Consider the following 16090-nt stretch of genomic DNA (forward strand, 5'->3'; position numbering starts at 1 on the left):
TCTGGCAACGCCGGCCGGCGCCGCCGCGCCGACCGAGGACCAACTGAAGCGCGCGCTGCGGCAACTGCGCGCCGAGGCATTCGGCGCGGTGGCGGAGCGCGACCTGCGCGGGCTGGCGGATGTCACCGAGGTGACCGGCGCGATGACCGATCTCGCGGAAGTGGCCGTGCAGCGCTCGCTCGCGCTGCTGTCGGCCGAGCTCGAGGCGCTCTACGGCGAGCCGCGCAGCGCCGACGGCCAGCGCGTCGTGCTCGGCGTGGTCGGGATGGGCAAGCTCGGCGGCCGCGAGCTGAATGTATCGTCGGACATCGACCTGATCTTCGTCTACGAGGACGACGGCGAGACGACCGGAGGCGCGCGTTCGCCGCTGTCCACGCAGGAATACTTCACGCGGCTCGGCCGGCGGCTGATCGGCGTGTTGTCGGAAGTCACCGCCGACGGCTACGTATTTCGCGTCGACATGCGGCTGCGTCCGAACGGCGATTCGGGGCCGCTCGTCTGCAGCCTCGGCATGCTCGAAGAGTATTTCTACGTGCAGGGCCGCGAGTGGGAGCGCTATGCATGGATCAAGGGGCGGCTCGTGTCGGAAGGCGACAGCGACGCGGCGCAACGGCTGGAGTCGCAGCTCGAGTCGATCGTCAAGCCGTTCGTGTACCGCCGCTATCTCGACTTCGGCGTGATCGGCGCGATCCGCTCGCTGCACCAGCAGATCCGTCAGGAAGCCGCGCGCCGCGCGTCGATGCGGCCCGACAAGGCCGACGACATCAAGCTCGGGCGCGGCGGGATCCGCGAGATCGAGTTCAGTGCGCAGGTGTTCCAGCTGATCCGCGGCGGTCAGGATGCAGAATTCCGCGTGCGGCCGACGCTCGCGGTGCTGCGCCATGCGCAGGCGCGCGGACTGATCGGCGAGGATGTGCGCGCGCGCCTGACCGACGCCTATAACTTCCTGCGCACGCTCGAGCACCGGCTGCAGTACCGCAACGACGCGCAGACGCACGCGATGCCGGTCGAGCCGGACGAGCGCGCGGCGCTGGCCGCGTCGCTCGGCTTTGCCGACTACGCGGCGCTGATGACGGTGCTGGACGGCCACCGCACGTTCGTCGAAGCGCAATTCCACGAGATTTTTGCTGACAAGGTGGGCGGCGGCTCGTGTGCGGCGGGCGACGATACCGCGGCCGCGTGGATCTGGAGCGGCGCGCTGGCCGACGACGGCGAGGACGACGCACTGGTCGCGCGTCTCGACGGCCTCGGCTTTACCGATCCGGCCGCGGTGCTCACCCGGCTGCGCGCGATCTGGCAGTCGTCCCGCTACACGGGCCTGCCGGAAAAGAGCCGGCAGCGCTTCGACAGCGTCGCGCAGCGGGCGCTCGAGGCCGCGCCGAAGATCGACGCCGCGCGCCGCGACGATACGGTCGTGCGCCTGTTCGACCTGCTCGAGACGGTCAGCCGGCGCGGTGTCTATCTCGCGTTGCTGACCGAATATCCGGCCGCGCTCGATCGCGTGCTGTCGGTGCTCGGCGCGACGCGCTGGGGCGGCGGCTACCTGATTCGCCACCCGCAACTGCTCGACGAACTGCTCGACGACGAGGCGATCGCGAGCCCGTTCGACTGGCCCGCGTTCAAGGACGCATTGCGCGCGCGCCTCGCGGCGGCCGACGGCCCCGAGCAACAGATGGACCTGCTGCGGCACGCACAGCACGCGGAGGTGTTCCGGATCCTGCTGATCGATCTGGCCGGGCAACTGTCGGTCGAGCACGTGAGCGACCGGCTGTCCGAGCTGGCCGACGCGGTGCTCGACGTGACGATCGAAGTCGTCTGGTCGCAGCTCGCGAAGCGCCATCGCGACGTGCCGAAGTTCGCGGTGATCGCGTACGGCAAGCTGGGCGGCAAGGAGCTCGGCTACGCATCGGATCTCGACCTGATCTTCCTGTACGACGACGCCGACGAGCGCTCGGCCGACGTCTACACGACCTTCACGCGGCGCCTGATCACGTGGCTCACCACCGCGACCGGGGCGGGCGCGCTGTTCGACATCGATCTGCGGCTGCGGCCGAACGGCGAGGCCGGGCTGCTCGTCACCGATCTCGACGCGTTCCGCCGCTACCAGTTGCGCGAGGGCGATGCAGCGAATACCGCGTGGGTCTGGGAGCATCAGGCGCTGACGCGCGCCCGCTACAGCGCGGGCGATGCACAGATCGGCGCGGACTTCGAGGCGATCCGCCAGCAGGTGCTGACGACGCCGCGCGACGGCGGCGTGCTCGCGAAGGAGATCGTCGACATGCGCGGCAAGGTGTTCGCCGGCCACCCGAACCAGACCGAGCTGTTCGACCTGAAGCACGATCGCGGCGGAATGGTCGACATCGAGTTCATCGTCCAGTACTGGGTGCTGCTGCACGCGTCGAGCGACGCCGAGCTGATCCGCAATACGGGCAATATTGCGCTGCTGCGCGAGGTCGCGCGCTTCGGGCTGATGGGCGAGGACGAGGCCGAGCGGGTCGGGGCGGCGTACCGCAAGTACCGGAAGCTGCAGCACAAGCTGCGGCTCGACGGGATGGAGAAGGCGCGGGTCGATCCGGCCGTGGTGGCCGACGAGCGCGCGGCCGTGACGGCGCTGTGGACGCGCGTGTTCGGGGCGGTTGAAACGGATAGTTGAAACGGCCGTTCGATGCGGTGCGGCAGGGCGGACGCGATTGTGCCGCCGTGCCCCAACAAAAGACCGGCGCGTGCGCCGGTCTTTTGCATTCGACGAACGGATAACGGATGGCCGGCGTCAGGCCGCCAGCATTTCCTTCGCGTGCTTGCGCGTCGTGGCCGTGATCTCGAGCCCGCCGAGCATCCGCGCGACTTCCTCGATCCGGTTGGCGCGGTCGAGCGCGATGACCGTCGACACGGTGCCGCCGCGGTCGTCGGCGCCTTTTGCGACCTGGAAGTGGTGGTCACCGCGCGCGGCGACCTGCGGCAGGTGCGTCACGCACAGCACCTGGCGATCGCGCCCGAGCTGGTGTAGCAGGCGGCCGACGACTTCGGCGACGCCGCCGCCGATCCCCGTATCGACTTCGTCGAAGATCAGCGTCGGTGTCGGGCTGGCCGCGCTGGCGATCACCGCGAGCGCGAGGCTGATCCGCGCGAGCTCGCCGCCCGACGCAACTTTCGCGAGCGGCCGCAGCGGTACGCCGGGGTGCCCGGCGACCCGGAATTCGACCTGCTCGAGCCCGTGCGGGCCGCCGTCGGCGAGCGGCACGAGCGCGACCTCGAAGCTCCCGCCCGCCATCGACAGTTCCTGCATGCCGGCCGTGACGGCCGTGCCGAGCGTCCTGGCGGCCTGGGTGCGCGCCTTGGACAGGTGTTTGGCGTCGGCGAGATAGGCTTCCCGCGCCTTGGCCTGCACCGCTTCGAGCGCGCCGAGATCGGCGGCCGCATCGAGTGCGGCGAGCTGGGCGCGGCGGGCCGCGTGTTCTTCGTGCAGCGTGTCGGGCGGCAAGCGGAACTTGCGGGCGGTCGAGTGCAGCGCATCGAGGCGCGTCTCGACTTGCGCGAGCCGCTCGGGATCGAGATCGACGCGCTGCGCATAGTGGGACAGCGAATAGACGGCTTCCTGCAGCTGGATCTCGGCCGGTTCGAGCGACGCGAGCGCGTCGCCGAGCGTGGTGTCGTAATCGGCGAGGCTGCGCAGCTTCGACACGATCGCGCCAAGCTGCGCAAGCATCGCGTCGTCGGACTCGGACAGCGCGTTGAGTGCGCCGCGCACGCCTTCGATCAGGTTCGCCGAATGCGACAGGCGCTTGTGCTCGTTGCTGACTTCGTCCCATTCGCCGGGCTGCGGCGCGAGCTTGTCGAGCTCGGCGAGCTGCCAGGCGAGCTTTTCGCGTTCGAGCTGCAACTCGCGCTCGTGCGCTTTTGCCGCCTCGATCGCCTGCGTCGCGTCGCGCCACACGCGCCACGCGCGTGCGACGTTCGCGGCATCGGCGACGAGCCCGGCGTGCGTGTCGAACAGCTCGCGCTGCGCGTCGGGCCGCATCAGCAACTGGTGCGCATGCTGGCCGTGGATGTCGACGAGCATTTCGCCGAGCTCGCGCAGCTGCGCGAGGGTCGCGCTGGTGCCGTTGATGAACGCGCGCGACCGGCCGTTCGCATCGATCACGCGGCGAAGCATCACCGTGTCCTCGGTGTCGAACGCGTGTTCGTCGAGCCAGCGCGCGACGCGGTCGTGCTGTGTGAATTCGGCGGTGATGTCGGCGCGGCCGCAGCCGATGCGCACGACGCTTGCGTCGGCGCGTTCGCCGAGCGCGAGGGCAAGGGCGTCGATCAGGATCGATTTCCCGGCGCCGGTTTCGCCGGAAAAGACGGAAAAGCCGCTGTCGAATTCGAGATCGAGCGCGGCGACGATGACGAAGTCGCGGATCGAGAGGTGGCGGAGCATGGTGTCGGGCGGAGCGGTGTCAGGACGCCTTGTCGTCTTCGTTCGAGGCGTGTTCGTTCCAGTGCAGCTTCTTGCGCAGCGTCGCGTAGTAGCTGTAGCCGATCGGGTGCAGGAACGGCACCGTGTGCTTCGAGCGGCGCACCTCGATCGTGTCGTTCAGTTCGAGCGCGGTGAACGACTGCATGTCGAAGTTCACGTTGACGTCGCGCCCGCCGACGATCTGGATCGCAATTTTCGAATCGTCGGGCAGCACGATCGGCCGGTTCGACAGCGCATGAGGCGCGATCGGCACAAGCACGATGCCCGCCAGCTGCGGATGGAGGATCGGGCCGGCCGACGACAGCGCGTAAGCAGTCGAGCCGGTCGGCGTGGCGACGATCAGGCCGTCCGAACGCTGGTTGTACATGTACCGGCCGTCGACCGATGCGCGCAGCTCGACCATCCCGGAGAAGCCGCTGCGGTTCACGACGACGTCGTTGAAGGCGATCGCGTGGTAGATCGGTTCGCCGTCGCGCATGATCCGGGCTTCGAGCAGCGCGCGCTCCTCGCGCTCGAACTTGCCCGACAGGATCACCGGGACGAGCGCCTGCATGTCGGCCGCCGCGATATCGGTAATGAAGCCGAGCCGCCCGTGGTTGATCCCGATCAGCGGTGTCTTGTACGGCGCGAGCTGACGGCCGATGCCGAGCATCGTCCCGTCGCCGCCCAGCACGACCGCCACGTCGGCGCGCGCCCCGATTTCGGCCGGGGTCAGCGCCGGGTAGCCGGTGATGCCGATCTCGCGCGCGGTCTCGGCTTCGAAGACGACCTCGAAGCCCCGCTTGGCGACGCAGGCGGCCAGCGTGGCGAGCGGCTCGGCGATGTTGGGCGTGTTGCTCCGGCCGACGAGCGCGACAGTGTTGAACTGATTACCGGTTTTCATGCCGGCATTACACCATAGCTCGTTGACGAAAAGAACCGGCTGTGCGCAGGCGGGGCCGGATCGGGCCGGCCCGTGCAACGGTAGCCGACGCCACTCGCCGCGGTCGCGCGGTTGCGCTAAAATTTTCCACCATGCTAGATCCTCGCGCACGAACCCTCCTGAAAACCCTGATCGAACGGTATATCGCCGACGGTCAGCCAGTCGGATCGCGCACGTTGTCCCGTTACTCCGGGCTCGAGCTGAGCCCGGCGACGATCCGCAACGTGATGTCCGACCTGGAGGAGCTCGGCCTCGTGTCGAGCCCGCACACGTCGGCCGGCCGCGTGCCGACGCCGCGTGGCTACCGGCTGTTCGTCGACACGATGCTGACGGTGGAGGCGCCGATCGACGCCGAAGCCGTCGCGCGGCAGGTGCAGAACACGCTGCAGGCCGGCGAGCCGCAGCAGCGGGTCGTGGCGGCCGCCGCGAGCGTGCTGTCGAACCTGTCGCAGTTCGCGGGCGTCGTGCTGACGCCGCGCCGCAGCCATGTGTTCAAGCAGATCGAGTTCATGCGCCTGTCGGACAAGCGCATCCTGCTGATCATCGTCACGCCCGAGGGCGACGTGCAGAACCGGATGCTCGCGACGCCGCGCGATTACTCGCCGTCGCAACTGACCGAGGCGTCCAACTACATCAACGCGCATTTCGCCGGACTGTCGTTCGACGAGGTGCGCCGCCGCCTGCGCGACGAGATCGACCAGTTGCGCGGCGACATGACGGCGCTGATGCATCTGGCCGTGACGGCCAGCACCGAGGTGCCCGATACCGAGGACACCGTGCTGATTTCCGGCGAGCGCAACCTGCTCGAGGTGGCGGATCTTTCTTCCGACATGGCGCGGCTGCGCAAGCTGTTCGATGTATTCGACCAAAAGACGGGCCTCCTGCAACTGCTCGACGTGTCGAGCCACGCCCAGGGCGTGCAGATCTTCATTGGCGGCGAATCGACGCTCGTGCCGATCGAGGAAATGAGCGTCGTCACCGCGCCTTACGAGGTGAACGGACAGATCGTCGGCACGCTCGGCGTGATCGGCCCGACCCGCATGGCGTACAACCGCGTGATACCGATCGTCGACATCACCGCGCGCCTGCTGTCGCTCACGCTGAGCCAGCAGTAGCCCGCCAGCGCCAGCCCGATTCCGCCCCGTCATCGTGCCGCGGCACTGCGTAAGCAGGCAGTCGGCCGAACGGCCAGCCGACCGGTGCGGGGCGGCCCGCTATAATTGAGAGCCGTCCGGTCCCGTGCCCCGAGCACGTAATTGCCCATGCGTTTCGATCTTGAGCCGCCTTCGAGCACCGCGGCTGCCCATCGCATCGGTGTGCTGCTGATCAATCTCGGCACGCCCGACGCCCCTACGCCGCGCGCGGTGCGGCGCTACCTGGCCGAATTCCTGTCGGATCCGCGGGTCGTCGAGATTCCGCAGGCCGTCTGGCAGGTGCTGCTGCGCACGCTGATCCTGCCGCTGCGCGGCCGCGCGTCCGCAAAGAAATACGCAGCCGTCTGGATGCCCGAGGGCTCGCCGCTGCGCGTGTACACGGAGCGCCAGACGGACAGCGTGCGGCATCTGCTCACGTCGAACGGCTATCACGTGATGGTCGACTACGCGATGCGCTACGGCAGCCCGAACATTTCGCACGCGCTCGCGCAGTTCAAGCGTGCGGGCGTCGAGCGCGTGCTGCTGATGCCGATGTATCCGCAATACTCGGCGTCGACCACGGCCACCGCATTCGACGCCGCTTTCGACGCGTTCGCGCGCATGCGCAACCAGCCCGAGGTACGCACGGTGCGGCACTATGCCGACCGTCCGGCCTATATCCATGCGCTGGCCGAGCAGGTGCGCCAGTATTGGGCGCAGCACGGCCGGCCCGATTTCGCGGCCGGCGACAAGCTCGTGCTGAGCTTTCACGGCGTGCCGAAGCGCACGCTCGACCTCGGCGACCCCTATCACGACCAGTGCCAGCAGACGGGTGCGCTGCTGACGGCCGCGCTCGGGCTGTCGACGACCGAGTGCCGCGTCACGTTCCAGTCGCGTTTCGGCAAGGCCGAATGGCTACAGCCTTACACCGCGCCGACGCTGCGCGAGTTCGGCGAGGCCGGCGTGCGGCGGGCCGACGTGTTCTGTCCCGGTTTCACGGCCGACTGCCTGGAGACGATCGAGGAGATCGGCATGGAAGTGCGCGACGAGTTCCTCGCCGGCGGCGGCAAGGCGTTCCACCGCATTCCGTGCCTGAACGGCGCGCCCGCGTGGATCGGCGCGCTCGGCGAGATCGTTGCCGAGAATCTGCAGGGCTGGCCGGTCAGGGCCGCGCAGCCCGAAACGGTGAGCTGAGATGAAACGACCCCCACGCTCACTACGTTCACTGCCCCCCGAGGGGGCGGTCAGCCTCCTTGGGGCGGCCCGGCGGAGGCTGCGATGAATTACAAGATTTCGACCGAACCGGGCGCGAAGCTGCGCATCGACAAATGGCTGTGGGCGGCCCGGTTCTTCAAGACGCGCTCGCTTGCGACCGATGCGGTCGACAAGGGGCACGTGAAGATCGGCGGCGCGGCGGTCAAGCCGGCGAAGGAAGTGCGCGTGGGCGACGAGGTCGAGATTGCGATCGACGGCATCGTCTGGCACATTGCCGTGCTTGGCGTGTGCGACGTGCGCGGGCCGGCGAGCGTCGCGCAGACGCTATACGCGGAAACGGAAGCGGGGCGGGCCGCACGGCTCGCCGAACTGGAGCGGCGCCGCACGTATCGCGAGCCGGCGGCCGAATTGCACGGCCGGCCGACGAAGCGCGACCGGCGCATCATCGACAGATTTTCTGGTGGGAGCTGAACATCTGGTCGAACGTCGCCCGCGCGCTCCCGTATTCGGTCGTGCGGTCGGTAACGGCTCCGGACAGGCAGATGGTGGTGGTGCCGGCAATGAGTACCAGCGCGACCACCGAGATCGCAAAGGTCAGTTTCACGGTACTCCCCTCGAGAAGAAGGGTGAAAACGGCGCCAGGTGGATGTCAGGCGGCGGTCAGCTAGGGGTAAACACGCTTTTCCGACGCTTGAGTGCAGTGTAGTGCAGCGGGCCTGTGCCAAGCTAGTACTTGCCAGGTAAGCGTTGTTACAGCCCGTTTCGCCTGTAATGGCGGACTATGCGGGCGATGCCCCGGCGTGACGCGCGGTTGTTTCGCGGCATTGGAGAATGTCGGCGAATAACCCTCTTGAAATCGTAGTTTTCACCCTTATTTGCACCAGCAATGTGCGGTGCCATCGGATATACGGTCCGGCGGTTGCCGATTTGGCTTCAACCTCTAATCGACTTTCAGCGACATGGAAAACACGCAAGAGAACCCGGCTACCCAATCGGCCGAAGATATCGGCAGCGAGAAGCAGGCGGCGCAAGGCGCTGCTCCCGCCGCCGAAGCAGCCGACGCGGCGCTCGCGGAGGCTCAAGCCAAGGTCGCCGAGCTGCAGGAGAGCTACCTGCGGGCGAAGGCCGAGACCGAGAACGTCCGCCGCCGCGCGCAGGACGACGTCTCGAAGGCGCACAAGTTCGCGATCGAGGGTTTCGCGGAGCACCTGCTGCCGGTGCTGGACAGCCTGGAAGCGGCCGTCAACGATACATCTGGCGATATCACGAAGGTGCGCGAAGGCGTCGAGCTGACGCTGCGCCAGCTGACGAACGCACTCGAGAAGGGCCGTGTCGTCGCGCTGAACCCGGTCGGCGAGAAGTTCGATCCGCACCAGCACCAGGCGATTTCGATGGTGCCGGCCGAGCAGGAGCCGAACACCGTCGTCACCGTGCTGCAAAAGGGCTACACGATCGCCGACCGCGTGCTGCGTCCGGCGCTCGTCACCGTCGCGCAGCCGAAGTAAGGCCGTCGCGATGCTGCCCGCCGGCGTCGATCCGGCCGCGTTCAACACGTTCGACATGCAGGCGCTGGACGCCGGCACGTTCGACGCGGCGATCGACGGTGCGGGCGACGCGCTCGCGGTGGTGTTCTTCTGGGGCGTCGACTGCTTCAACTGCGAGATCGCGAAGAAGGCGATGCTCGCCCAGCCCGACGCGATCCGCGCGTTGGACCTGAAGTGGTTCCATTGCAACGTGTACGAACACCATCAGCTGGGGCGCCGCTTCGGGCTGCACGGTGTGCCGACGTGGTTCTTCTTCCACCGCGGCAAGCGGCTGGGCCGCGCGACGGGCTGGCATGGCCTCGCGCAGTTCCAGGCGGCGGTGTCGGCGGCACGCGCGAAAATCGCCGCGTCGGGCGGCGATCCGTCGGGCGGCGATCCGCTAGCCGGCGGCGATTGAAAAAATTTAATATCCGCATCGCTCGTCGGGTCTTGAAAACGGACCGGACGGACGCATTTCGGGAACAGAGTTGAATTCTGGCGCGCAAAACCGCCCCAAAACGCGGGGTTTTGCGCAGCAAACAAGCATTTCTGGAGATTAGGAAAAAATGGGAAAGATCATCGGTATTGACCTCGGCACCACGAACTCGTGCGTCGCCATCATGGAAGGCAACCAGGTCAAGGTCATCGAGAACTCGGAAGGCACGCGCACCACGCCGTCGATCATCGCCTACATGGACGACAACGAAGTGCTCGTCGGCGCGCCGGCCAAGCGTCAGTCGGTGACCAACCCGAAGAACACGTTGTTCGCAGTGAAGCGCCTGATCGGCCGCCGCTTCGAAGAGAAGGAAGTCCAGAAGGACATCGGCCTGATGCCGTACACCATCGTCAAGGCCGACAACGGCGACGCATGGGTTGAAGCACACGGCGAAAAGCTCGCGCCGCCGCAGGTTTCGGCGGAAGTGCTGCGCAAGATGAAGAAGACGGCCGAAGACTACCTCGGCGAGCCGGTCACGGAAGCCGTGATCACGGTGCCGGCGTACTTCAACGACAGCCAGCGCCAGGCAACCAAGGACGCCGGCCGCATCGCGGGCCTCGAAGTCAAGCGGATCATCAACGAGCCGACCGCAGCCGCGCTCGCGTTCGGCCTCGACAAGGTCGAGAAGGGCGACCGCAAGATCGCCGTGTATGACCTCGGCGGCGGTACGTTCGACGTGTCGATCATCGAAATCGCGGACGTCGACGGCGAAATGCAGTTCGAAGTGCTGTCGACCAACGGCGACACGTTCCTCGGCGGCGAAGACTTCGACCAGCGCATCATCGATTACATCATCGGCGAGTTCAAGAAGGAGCAGGGCGTCGACCTGTCGAAGGACGTGCTCGCGCTGCAGCGCCTGAAGGAAGCCGCTGAAAAGGCGAAGATCGAGCTGTCGTCGAGCCAGCAGACCGAAATCAACCTGCCGTACATCACGGCAGACGCGTCGGGCCCGAAGCACTTGAACCTGAAGATCACCCGCGCGAAGCTGGAAGCGCTGGTGGAAGACCTCGTCGAGCGCACGATCGAACCGTGCCGCATCGCGATCAAGGACGCAGGCGTCAAGGTGTCGGACATCGACGACGTGATCCTGGTCGGCGGCCAGACGCGCATGCCGAAGGTGCTGGAGAAGGTGAAGGAATTCTTCGGCAAGGATCCGCGTCGTGACGTGAACCCGGACGAAGCTGTCGCAGTCGGCGCGGCGATCCAGGGCCAGGTCCTGTCGGGCGACCGCAAGGACGTGCTGCTGCTCGACGTGACCCCGCTGTCGCTCGGCATCGAGACGCTCGGCGGCGTGATGACGAAGATGATCAGCAAGAACACGACGATCCCGACGAAGCACGCCCAGGTGTACTCGACGGCGGACGACAACCAGGGCGCCGTGACGATCAAGGTGTTCCAGGGCGAACGCGAAATGGCAGCGGGCAACAAGCTGCTCGGCGAGTTCAACCTCGAAGGCATCCCGCCGGCACCGCGCGGCGTGCCGCAGATCGAAGTGACCTTCGACATCGACGCGAACGGCATCCTGCACGTCGGCGCGAAGGACAAGGCGACCGGCAAGGAAAACAAGATCACGATCAAGGCGAACTCGGGTCTGTCCGAAGCTGAAATCGACCAGATGATCAAGGACGCGGAAGCGAACGCAGCGGAAGATCACAAGCTGCGCGAGCTGGCTGATTCGCGCAACCAGGGCGACGCGCTGGTCCACAGCACGAAGAAGGCGCTGACCGAGTACGGCGACAAGCTGGACGCGGGCGAGAAGGAAGCCATCGAAGCGTCGCTGAAGTCGCTCGAGGAACTGCTGAAGGACTCGTCGGCCGACAAGGCTGCGATCGACGCGAAGGTCGAGGAGCTCGGCAAGGTGTCGCAGAAGCTCGGCGAAAAGATGTACGCCGACATGCAGGCCCAGCAAGCAGGTGCGGCCGGCGCAGCGGGTGCAGCGGAAGGCGCGGCCCACGCAGGCGGCGCGCAACAGGCTGCCGACGACGTCGTCGACGCCGAGTTCAAGGAAGTGAAGAAGGACTAAGCCGGGTTGCCCCGGTGCCGCACGCCGCGCGCGCAACCCGCGCGCGGCGCGGCTGACGGGTTGGCTGACAAGCGGTCTGTCTTTCCTTCCGGATGGCCGGATCGACTCCACGCCTGGCGGGCTTCGCGGCCCTCCGGGCACATTTGTTTTTTGGCGGGTGCTGCACGAGCCGTCCGCGGACGGGCGCAGTGCCAGACGAGTCGAGAGACTTTACTGCAGGCGAAAGGAGCCGCCGCGTGCGCGATGCGCGGCTGCACAGTGAATCGATATGGCGAAACGGGATTACTACGAGGTTCTGGGCGTCGCGAAGAATGCGGGCGACGACGAAATCAAGAAGGCGTATCGCAAGCTTGCGATGAAGTATCACCCTGACCGCAATCCGGACAACAAGGATGCGGAAGAGCATTTCAAGGAGGTGAAGGAAGCCTATGAAATGCTGTCGGACGGCCAGAAGCGGGCAGCGTACGACCAGTACGGCCACGCGGGCGTCGATCCGAACATGGGCGGTGCGGGCGCACAGGGCTTCGGCGGTTTCGCGGACGCGTTCGGCGACATCTTCGGCGACATCTTCGGCCAGGCAGCGGGCGGCGCCGCGCGCGGCGGCCGTGGCGGCCCGCAGGTGTATCGCGGTGCCGACCTGCGCTACAGCATGGAAATCACGCTCGAGCAGGCCGCACACGGCTACGACACGCAGATCCGCGTGCCGAGCTGGGTATCGTGCGAGGTCTGCCACGGGTCGGGCGCGAAGCCCGGCACGAAGCCGGAAACCTGCCCGACCTGTCACGGCCAGGGCACGGTGCGCATGTCGCAGGGCTTCTTCAGCATCCAGCAGACCTGCCCGAAGTGCCACGGCACGGGCACCTACATCCCCGAGCCGTGCGTGCATTGCCACGGGTCGGGCAAGGTGAAGGAAACCAAGACGCTCGAAGTGAAGATCCCGGCCGGGATCGACGACGGGATGCGGATCCGCTCGGCCGGCAATGGCGAGCCGGGCATCAACGGCGGGCCGCCGGGCGACCTGTACGTCGAGATCCACATCAAGCCGCACTCGGTGTTCGAGCGCGACGGCGACGATCTCCACTGCCAGATGCCGATCCCGTTCACGACCGCCGCACTCGGCGGCGAGATCGAGGTGCCGACGCTGGCCGGCCGTGCGTCGTTCCCGGTGCCGGAAGGCACGCAGTCGGGCAAGACGTTCCGCCTGCGCGGCAAGGGCATCAAGGGGCTGCGTTCGAGCATCGCGGGCGATCTGTACGTTCACGTGCAGGTCGAGACGCCGGTGAAGCTGACCGATAACCAGCGCGACCTGCTCAAGCAGTTCGAGAAGTCGCTGGCCGAGGGCGGCGCGCGTCACAGCCCGCAAAGCAAGAGCTGGTTCGACCGTGTGAAGAGCTTCTTCGAGTAACTCGAGTAACAGCATGACTGAAGGTAACGAGAGCGCGTCGTTCGCGCTCTTGGACGATTGCGACTCGACCGCGCTCGCGCGGTCGAGTCGTTTGTATTCGGGGTTCGTGCGCGAACGTGTGTGCACGGATCCGGCTCGACTCGACGAGGTCGACGCAGCCGTGGCGCAGGATCTGCGCGACGGGCTGCATGCGGTCGTCGTCGGCGATTACGAATTCGGACGCAATCTGCAACGAGCGCAGCCGGGCCATGCCCCGCTGCGCTTTTTGCTGTATGCGCGCTGCGAGCGCCTGTCGCGCGACGAAGTCGACGCGTGGCTCGCGCAGCGGGACGGCGGCGGCACGCCGTCGATCGCGGGCGTCGCGCATGTCGCGAAGAGCGTGTCGCGCGATGCGTTCGACGCGGCGATCGCCGCGGTGCACGACGCGCTGCGCGCAGGCGATTCGTATCAGGTCAACTACACGTACCGGCTGAACTTCGACGTGTTCGGCACGCCGCTCGCGCTGTACCGGCGGCTGCGTGCGCGCCAGCCCGTGCGCTATGGCGCGCTGATCGCGTTGCCCGACGGTACGTGGGTCGTGTCGTGCTCGCCGGAGCTGTTCGTCGAGAAGCACGGCGACGTGCTGCGCGCGCGGCCGATGAAGGGCACCGCGCCGCGTTCGGCCGACCCGCGCGACGATGCGGCGGCGGCCACGTTCCTTGCGAACGATCCGAAGAACCGCGCGGAAAACGTGATGATCGTCGACTTGCTGCGCAACGACGTGTCGCGGATCGCGCGCACCGGGACGGTCCGCGTGCCGGCGCTGTTCTCCGTCGAGCCGTATGCGTCGGTGTGGCAGATGACGTCGACGGTCGAGGCCGGCTGGCGCGACGGGACCACGTTCGCGCAGATGCTGCGCGCGCTGTTTCCGTGCGGATCGATCACGGGCGCGCCGAAGCACAAGACGATGCAGTTGATCGATGCGATCGAGTCGACGCCGCGCGGGCTCTATACGGGTGCGATCGGCTGGCTTGACGCTGCGAAGCAAGGCGCGGATTCCGACGCGCCAGGCGATCGCCTGGCAGGTTGCGGCGATTTTTGCCTGTCGGTCGCGATCCGTACGTTGACGCTCGATGCGGCCGGCGAAGGCGATGAGCGTGAAGGTGCCACGCGAGCCGACGTCGAAGCACGCCAACCGGCAACGGCAATCACCGGCCGGCGCCGTGGCACGATGGGTGTCGGTGCGGGCATCGTGCTCAACAGTGTCGCGGCCGACGAATATGCGGAGTGCGAATTGAAAGCGCGATTCCTGACGGATGCCGATCCCGGCTTCCAGCTGTTCGAAACGACTGCCGCCACGCGTGCGGACGGCATCCGGCATCTCGATCGCCATCTCGCGCGGCTGCAGCGCAGCGCGGATGCGTTCGGCTTCCGTTTCGACACCGATGCATTGCGTCGCGAGATCGACGCGCGTTGTGCGGCGCTCGACGGCGACGGCGCATACCGGATGAAGCTCTCGCTCGCGAAGGACGGCACGGTCGAGATCGTCGCGGCACCGCTCAAGCCGCTGCCGGCGGGGCCGGTCGGCGTGCTGCTGGCGTCCGTGCACGGCTTCGCACCGACCCGTACGAGCGATGCGCTGCTGCTGCACAAGACCACACGCCGCGCCGAATACGATCGCGCGTGGCAGGCCGCGGAGGCGCTTGGCGGCTTCGACATGCTGTTCGTCAACGAGCGCGGCGAGGTGACGGAAGGCGGGCGCTCGAACCTGTTCGTGAAGCTCGACGGCCAGTGGGTGACGCCGCCGCTCGAGTCGGGCGTGCTGCCGGGCGTGATGCGCGGCGTGCTGCTCGACGATCGTGCGTTCGGCGCGACGGAGCGGGTCGTGACCCGCGACGATCTCGCGCGTGCAGAGGCGCTGCTGCTGACCAACGCGCTACGCGGCGCGCTCGACGCGGTACTGCACTGAAAGTGAAGTAACCGCCAGAGAGTCGATCAGTGCTGGCAGCGCAGGAAAGAAAAAGCGCGGCGCCCCGCAAAGGGCGCCGCGCTTTTTTCATCGAGGTGCAGGCGAACGCATCGCCGGCGCCGCGACAGACGTCAGAACGAATGCTCGGGGCCGGGAAACGAACCGTCTTTGACCGCGCGCACGTAAGCTTCGACGGCCGCCTGGATGTTCGGCTCGCCCTGCATGAAATCCTTCACGAAGCGCGGCCGCTTGCCGGGGAACACGCCGAGCATGTCGTGCAGCACGAGCACCTGGCCCGAGCAGTCGGCGCCCGCGCCGATGCCGATCGTCGGCACGCGCAGCATCTGCGTGACTTCGGACCCGATCAGCGTCGGCACGGCTTCGAGCAGCACGACCTGCGCACCCGCCGCTTCGACCGCGCGTGCGTCGCGCAGCAGTTGCGCGGCGCCGGCTTCGGTCTTGCCCTGCACCTTGAAGCCGCCGAACGCGTGGACCGACTGAGGTGTGAGGCCCACGTGCGCACATACGGGCACCGCACGCTCGACGAGGAAGCGGACCGTCTCGGCGAGCCATTCGCCGCCTTCGAGCTTGACCATCTGCGCACCGGCGCGCATCAGCTTGACGCTGCTTGCGAATGCCTCGGCCGGCGTGCCGTACGTGCCGAACGGCAGGTCGGCCATGATCAGCGCGCGCGGCTGCGCGCGAGCGACACAGGCGGTGTGATACGCGATGTCGTCGAGCGACACGGGCAGCGTGGTCGTGTGGCCTTGCAGCACGTTGCCGAGCGAATCGCCGATCAGCAGCACGTCGACGCCCGAACGGTCGAGCAGTGCGGAAAAGCTCGCGTCGTAGCAGGTGAGCATCGCGATCTTCTCGCCGGCGTCGCGCATTGCCTGCAGCTTGGGCACCGTGACGGCAGGCCGGCTCGATTCCTGGAGATAGGTCATGGGAAATCCGGTTCGAATG

13 protein-coding genes are annotated in these 16090 nt (G+C 67.2%); 9 read left to right on the forward strand and 4 right to left on the reverse strand.

Annotation, left to right across the window (positions count from 1 at the left end; genetic code table 11):
* The first annotated feature begins 1 nt into the window (after position 1).
* Complete coding sequence (gene glnE, locus G3O00_RS05555; protein ID WP_206142348.1) at positions 2–2653, forward strand: bifunctional [glutamate--ammonia ligase]-adenylyl-L-tyrosine phosphorylase/[glutamate--ammonia-ligase] adenylyltransferase; 2652 nt, start codon at positions 2–4, stop codon at positions 2651–2653.
* A gap of 117 nt (positions 2654–2770) precedes the next feature.
* Here the strand turns inward: glnE and recN are convergent, their stop codons facing one another.
* Both recN and G3O00_RS05565 read right to left on the reverse strand, forming a co-directional pair.
* A complete protein-coding gene (gene recN / locus G3O00_RS05560; RefSeq protein ID WP_206142349.1) occupies positions 2771–4420 on the reverse strand; it encodes a DNA repair protein RecN in 1650 nt (549 codons plus the stop codon).
* Positions 4421–4439: 19 nt separating this feature from the next.
* Positions 4440–5342: an NAD kinase gene (locus tag G3O00_RS05565; RefSeq protein ID WP_011351019.1), complete on the reverse strand. Its 903-nt coding sequence runs from the start codon at positions 5340–5342 to the stop codon at positions 4440–4442.
* A gap of 131 nt (positions 5343–5473) precedes the next feature.
* Here G3O00_RS05565 and hrcA point away from each other — a divergent pair, with 131 nt between their 5' ends.
* The 3 genes from hrcA to G3O00_RS05580 all read left to right on the forward strand — a co-directional run bounded on the left by hrcA (position 5474) and on the right by G3O00_RS05580 (position 8200).
* A complete protein-coding gene (gene hrcA / locus G3O00_RS05570) occupies positions 5474–6496 on the forward strand; it encodes a heat-inducible transcriptional repressor HrcA (RefSeq protein ID WP_096472512.1) in 1023 nt (340 codons plus the stop codon).
* Between the two features lie 147 nt (positions 6497–6643).
* Positions 6644–7708: a ferrochelatase gene (gene hemH, locus G3O00_RS05575; protein ID WP_206142350.1), complete on the forward strand. Its 1065-nt coding sequence runs from the start codon at positions 6644–6646 to the stop codon at positions 7706–7708.
* Positions 7709–7792: 84 nt separating this feature from the next.
* The gene (locus G3O00_RS05580; protein ID WP_011351021.1) at positions 7793–8200 is read left to right on the forward strand and encodes an RNA-binding S4 domain-containing protein; all 408 of its coding nucleotides are present in this window, start codon (positions 7793–7795) and stop codon (positions 8198–8200) included.
* On the opposite strand, the gene G3O00_RS05585 is transcribed toward G3O00_RS05580, so the two are convergent.
* A complete protein-coding gene (locus G3O00_RS05585) occupies positions 8172–8333 on the reverse strand; it encodes a hypothetical protein (RefSeq protein ID WP_006476841.1) in 162 nt (53 codons plus the stop codon). The genes G3O00_RS05580 and G3O00_RS05585 overlap by 29 nt on opposite strands.
* Positions 8334–8688: 355 nt before the next feature.
* On the opposite strand from G3O00_RS05585, the gene grpE reads away from it, so the two are divergent.
* The 5 genes from grpE (at position 8689) to G3O00_RS05610 (ending at position 15124) form a co-directional block, all read left to right on the forward strand.
* A complete protein-coding gene (grpE, locus tag G3O00_RS05590) occupies positions 8689–9234 on the forward strand; it encodes a nucleotide exchange factor GrpE (RefSeq protein WP_011351022.1) in 546 nt (181 codons plus the stop codon).
* Positions 9235–9244: 10 nt separating this feature from the next.
* Positions 9245–9670 carry a thioredoxin family protein gene (locus G3O00_RS05595; protein WP_206142351.1) on the forward strand — a complete coding sequence of 142 codons (426 nt, stop codon included), beginning with the start codon at positions 9245–9247 and terminating at the stop codon, positions 9668–9670.
* Between the two features lie 148 nt (positions 9671–9818).
* Positions 9819–11771: a molecular chaperone DnaK gene (gene dnaK, locus G3O00_RS05600; protein WP_011351024.1), complete on the forward strand. Its 1953-nt coding sequence runs from the start codon at positions 9819–9821 to the stop codon at positions 11769–11771.
* Positions 11772–12039: 268 nt separating this feature from the next.
* Positions 12040–13176: a molecular chaperone DnaJ gene (gene dnaJ / locus G3O00_RS05605; RefSeq protein ID WP_011351025.1), complete on the forward strand. Its 1137-nt coding sequence runs from the start codon at positions 12040–12042 to the stop codon at positions 13174–13176.
* A 13-nt stretch (positions 13177–13189) separates the two neighbouring features.
* Positions 13190–15124: a bifunctional anthranilate synthase component I family protein/class IV aminotransferase gene (locus G3O00_RS05610; protein ID WP_206142352.1), complete on the forward strand. Its 1935-nt coding sequence runs from the start codon at positions 13190–13192 to the stop codon at positions 15122–15124.
* Between the two features lie 131 nt (positions 15125–15255).
* Here G3O00_RS05610 and panB read toward each other — a convergent pair whose 3' ends face one another.
* Complete coding sequence (gene panB / locus G3O00_RS05615) at positions 15256–16071, reverse strand: 3-methyl-2-oxobutanoate hydroxymethyltransferase (RefSeq protein WP_206142353.1); 816 nt, start codon at positions 16069–16071, stop codon at positions 15256–15258.
* Positions 16072–16090 lie beyond the last annotated feature (19 nt).

Source organism: Burkholderia sp. Ac-20384, assembly GCF_017104605.1.
Lineage (GTDB): Bacteria > Pseudomonadota > Gammaproteobacteria > Burkholderiales > Burkholderiaceae > Burkholderia > Burkholderia lata.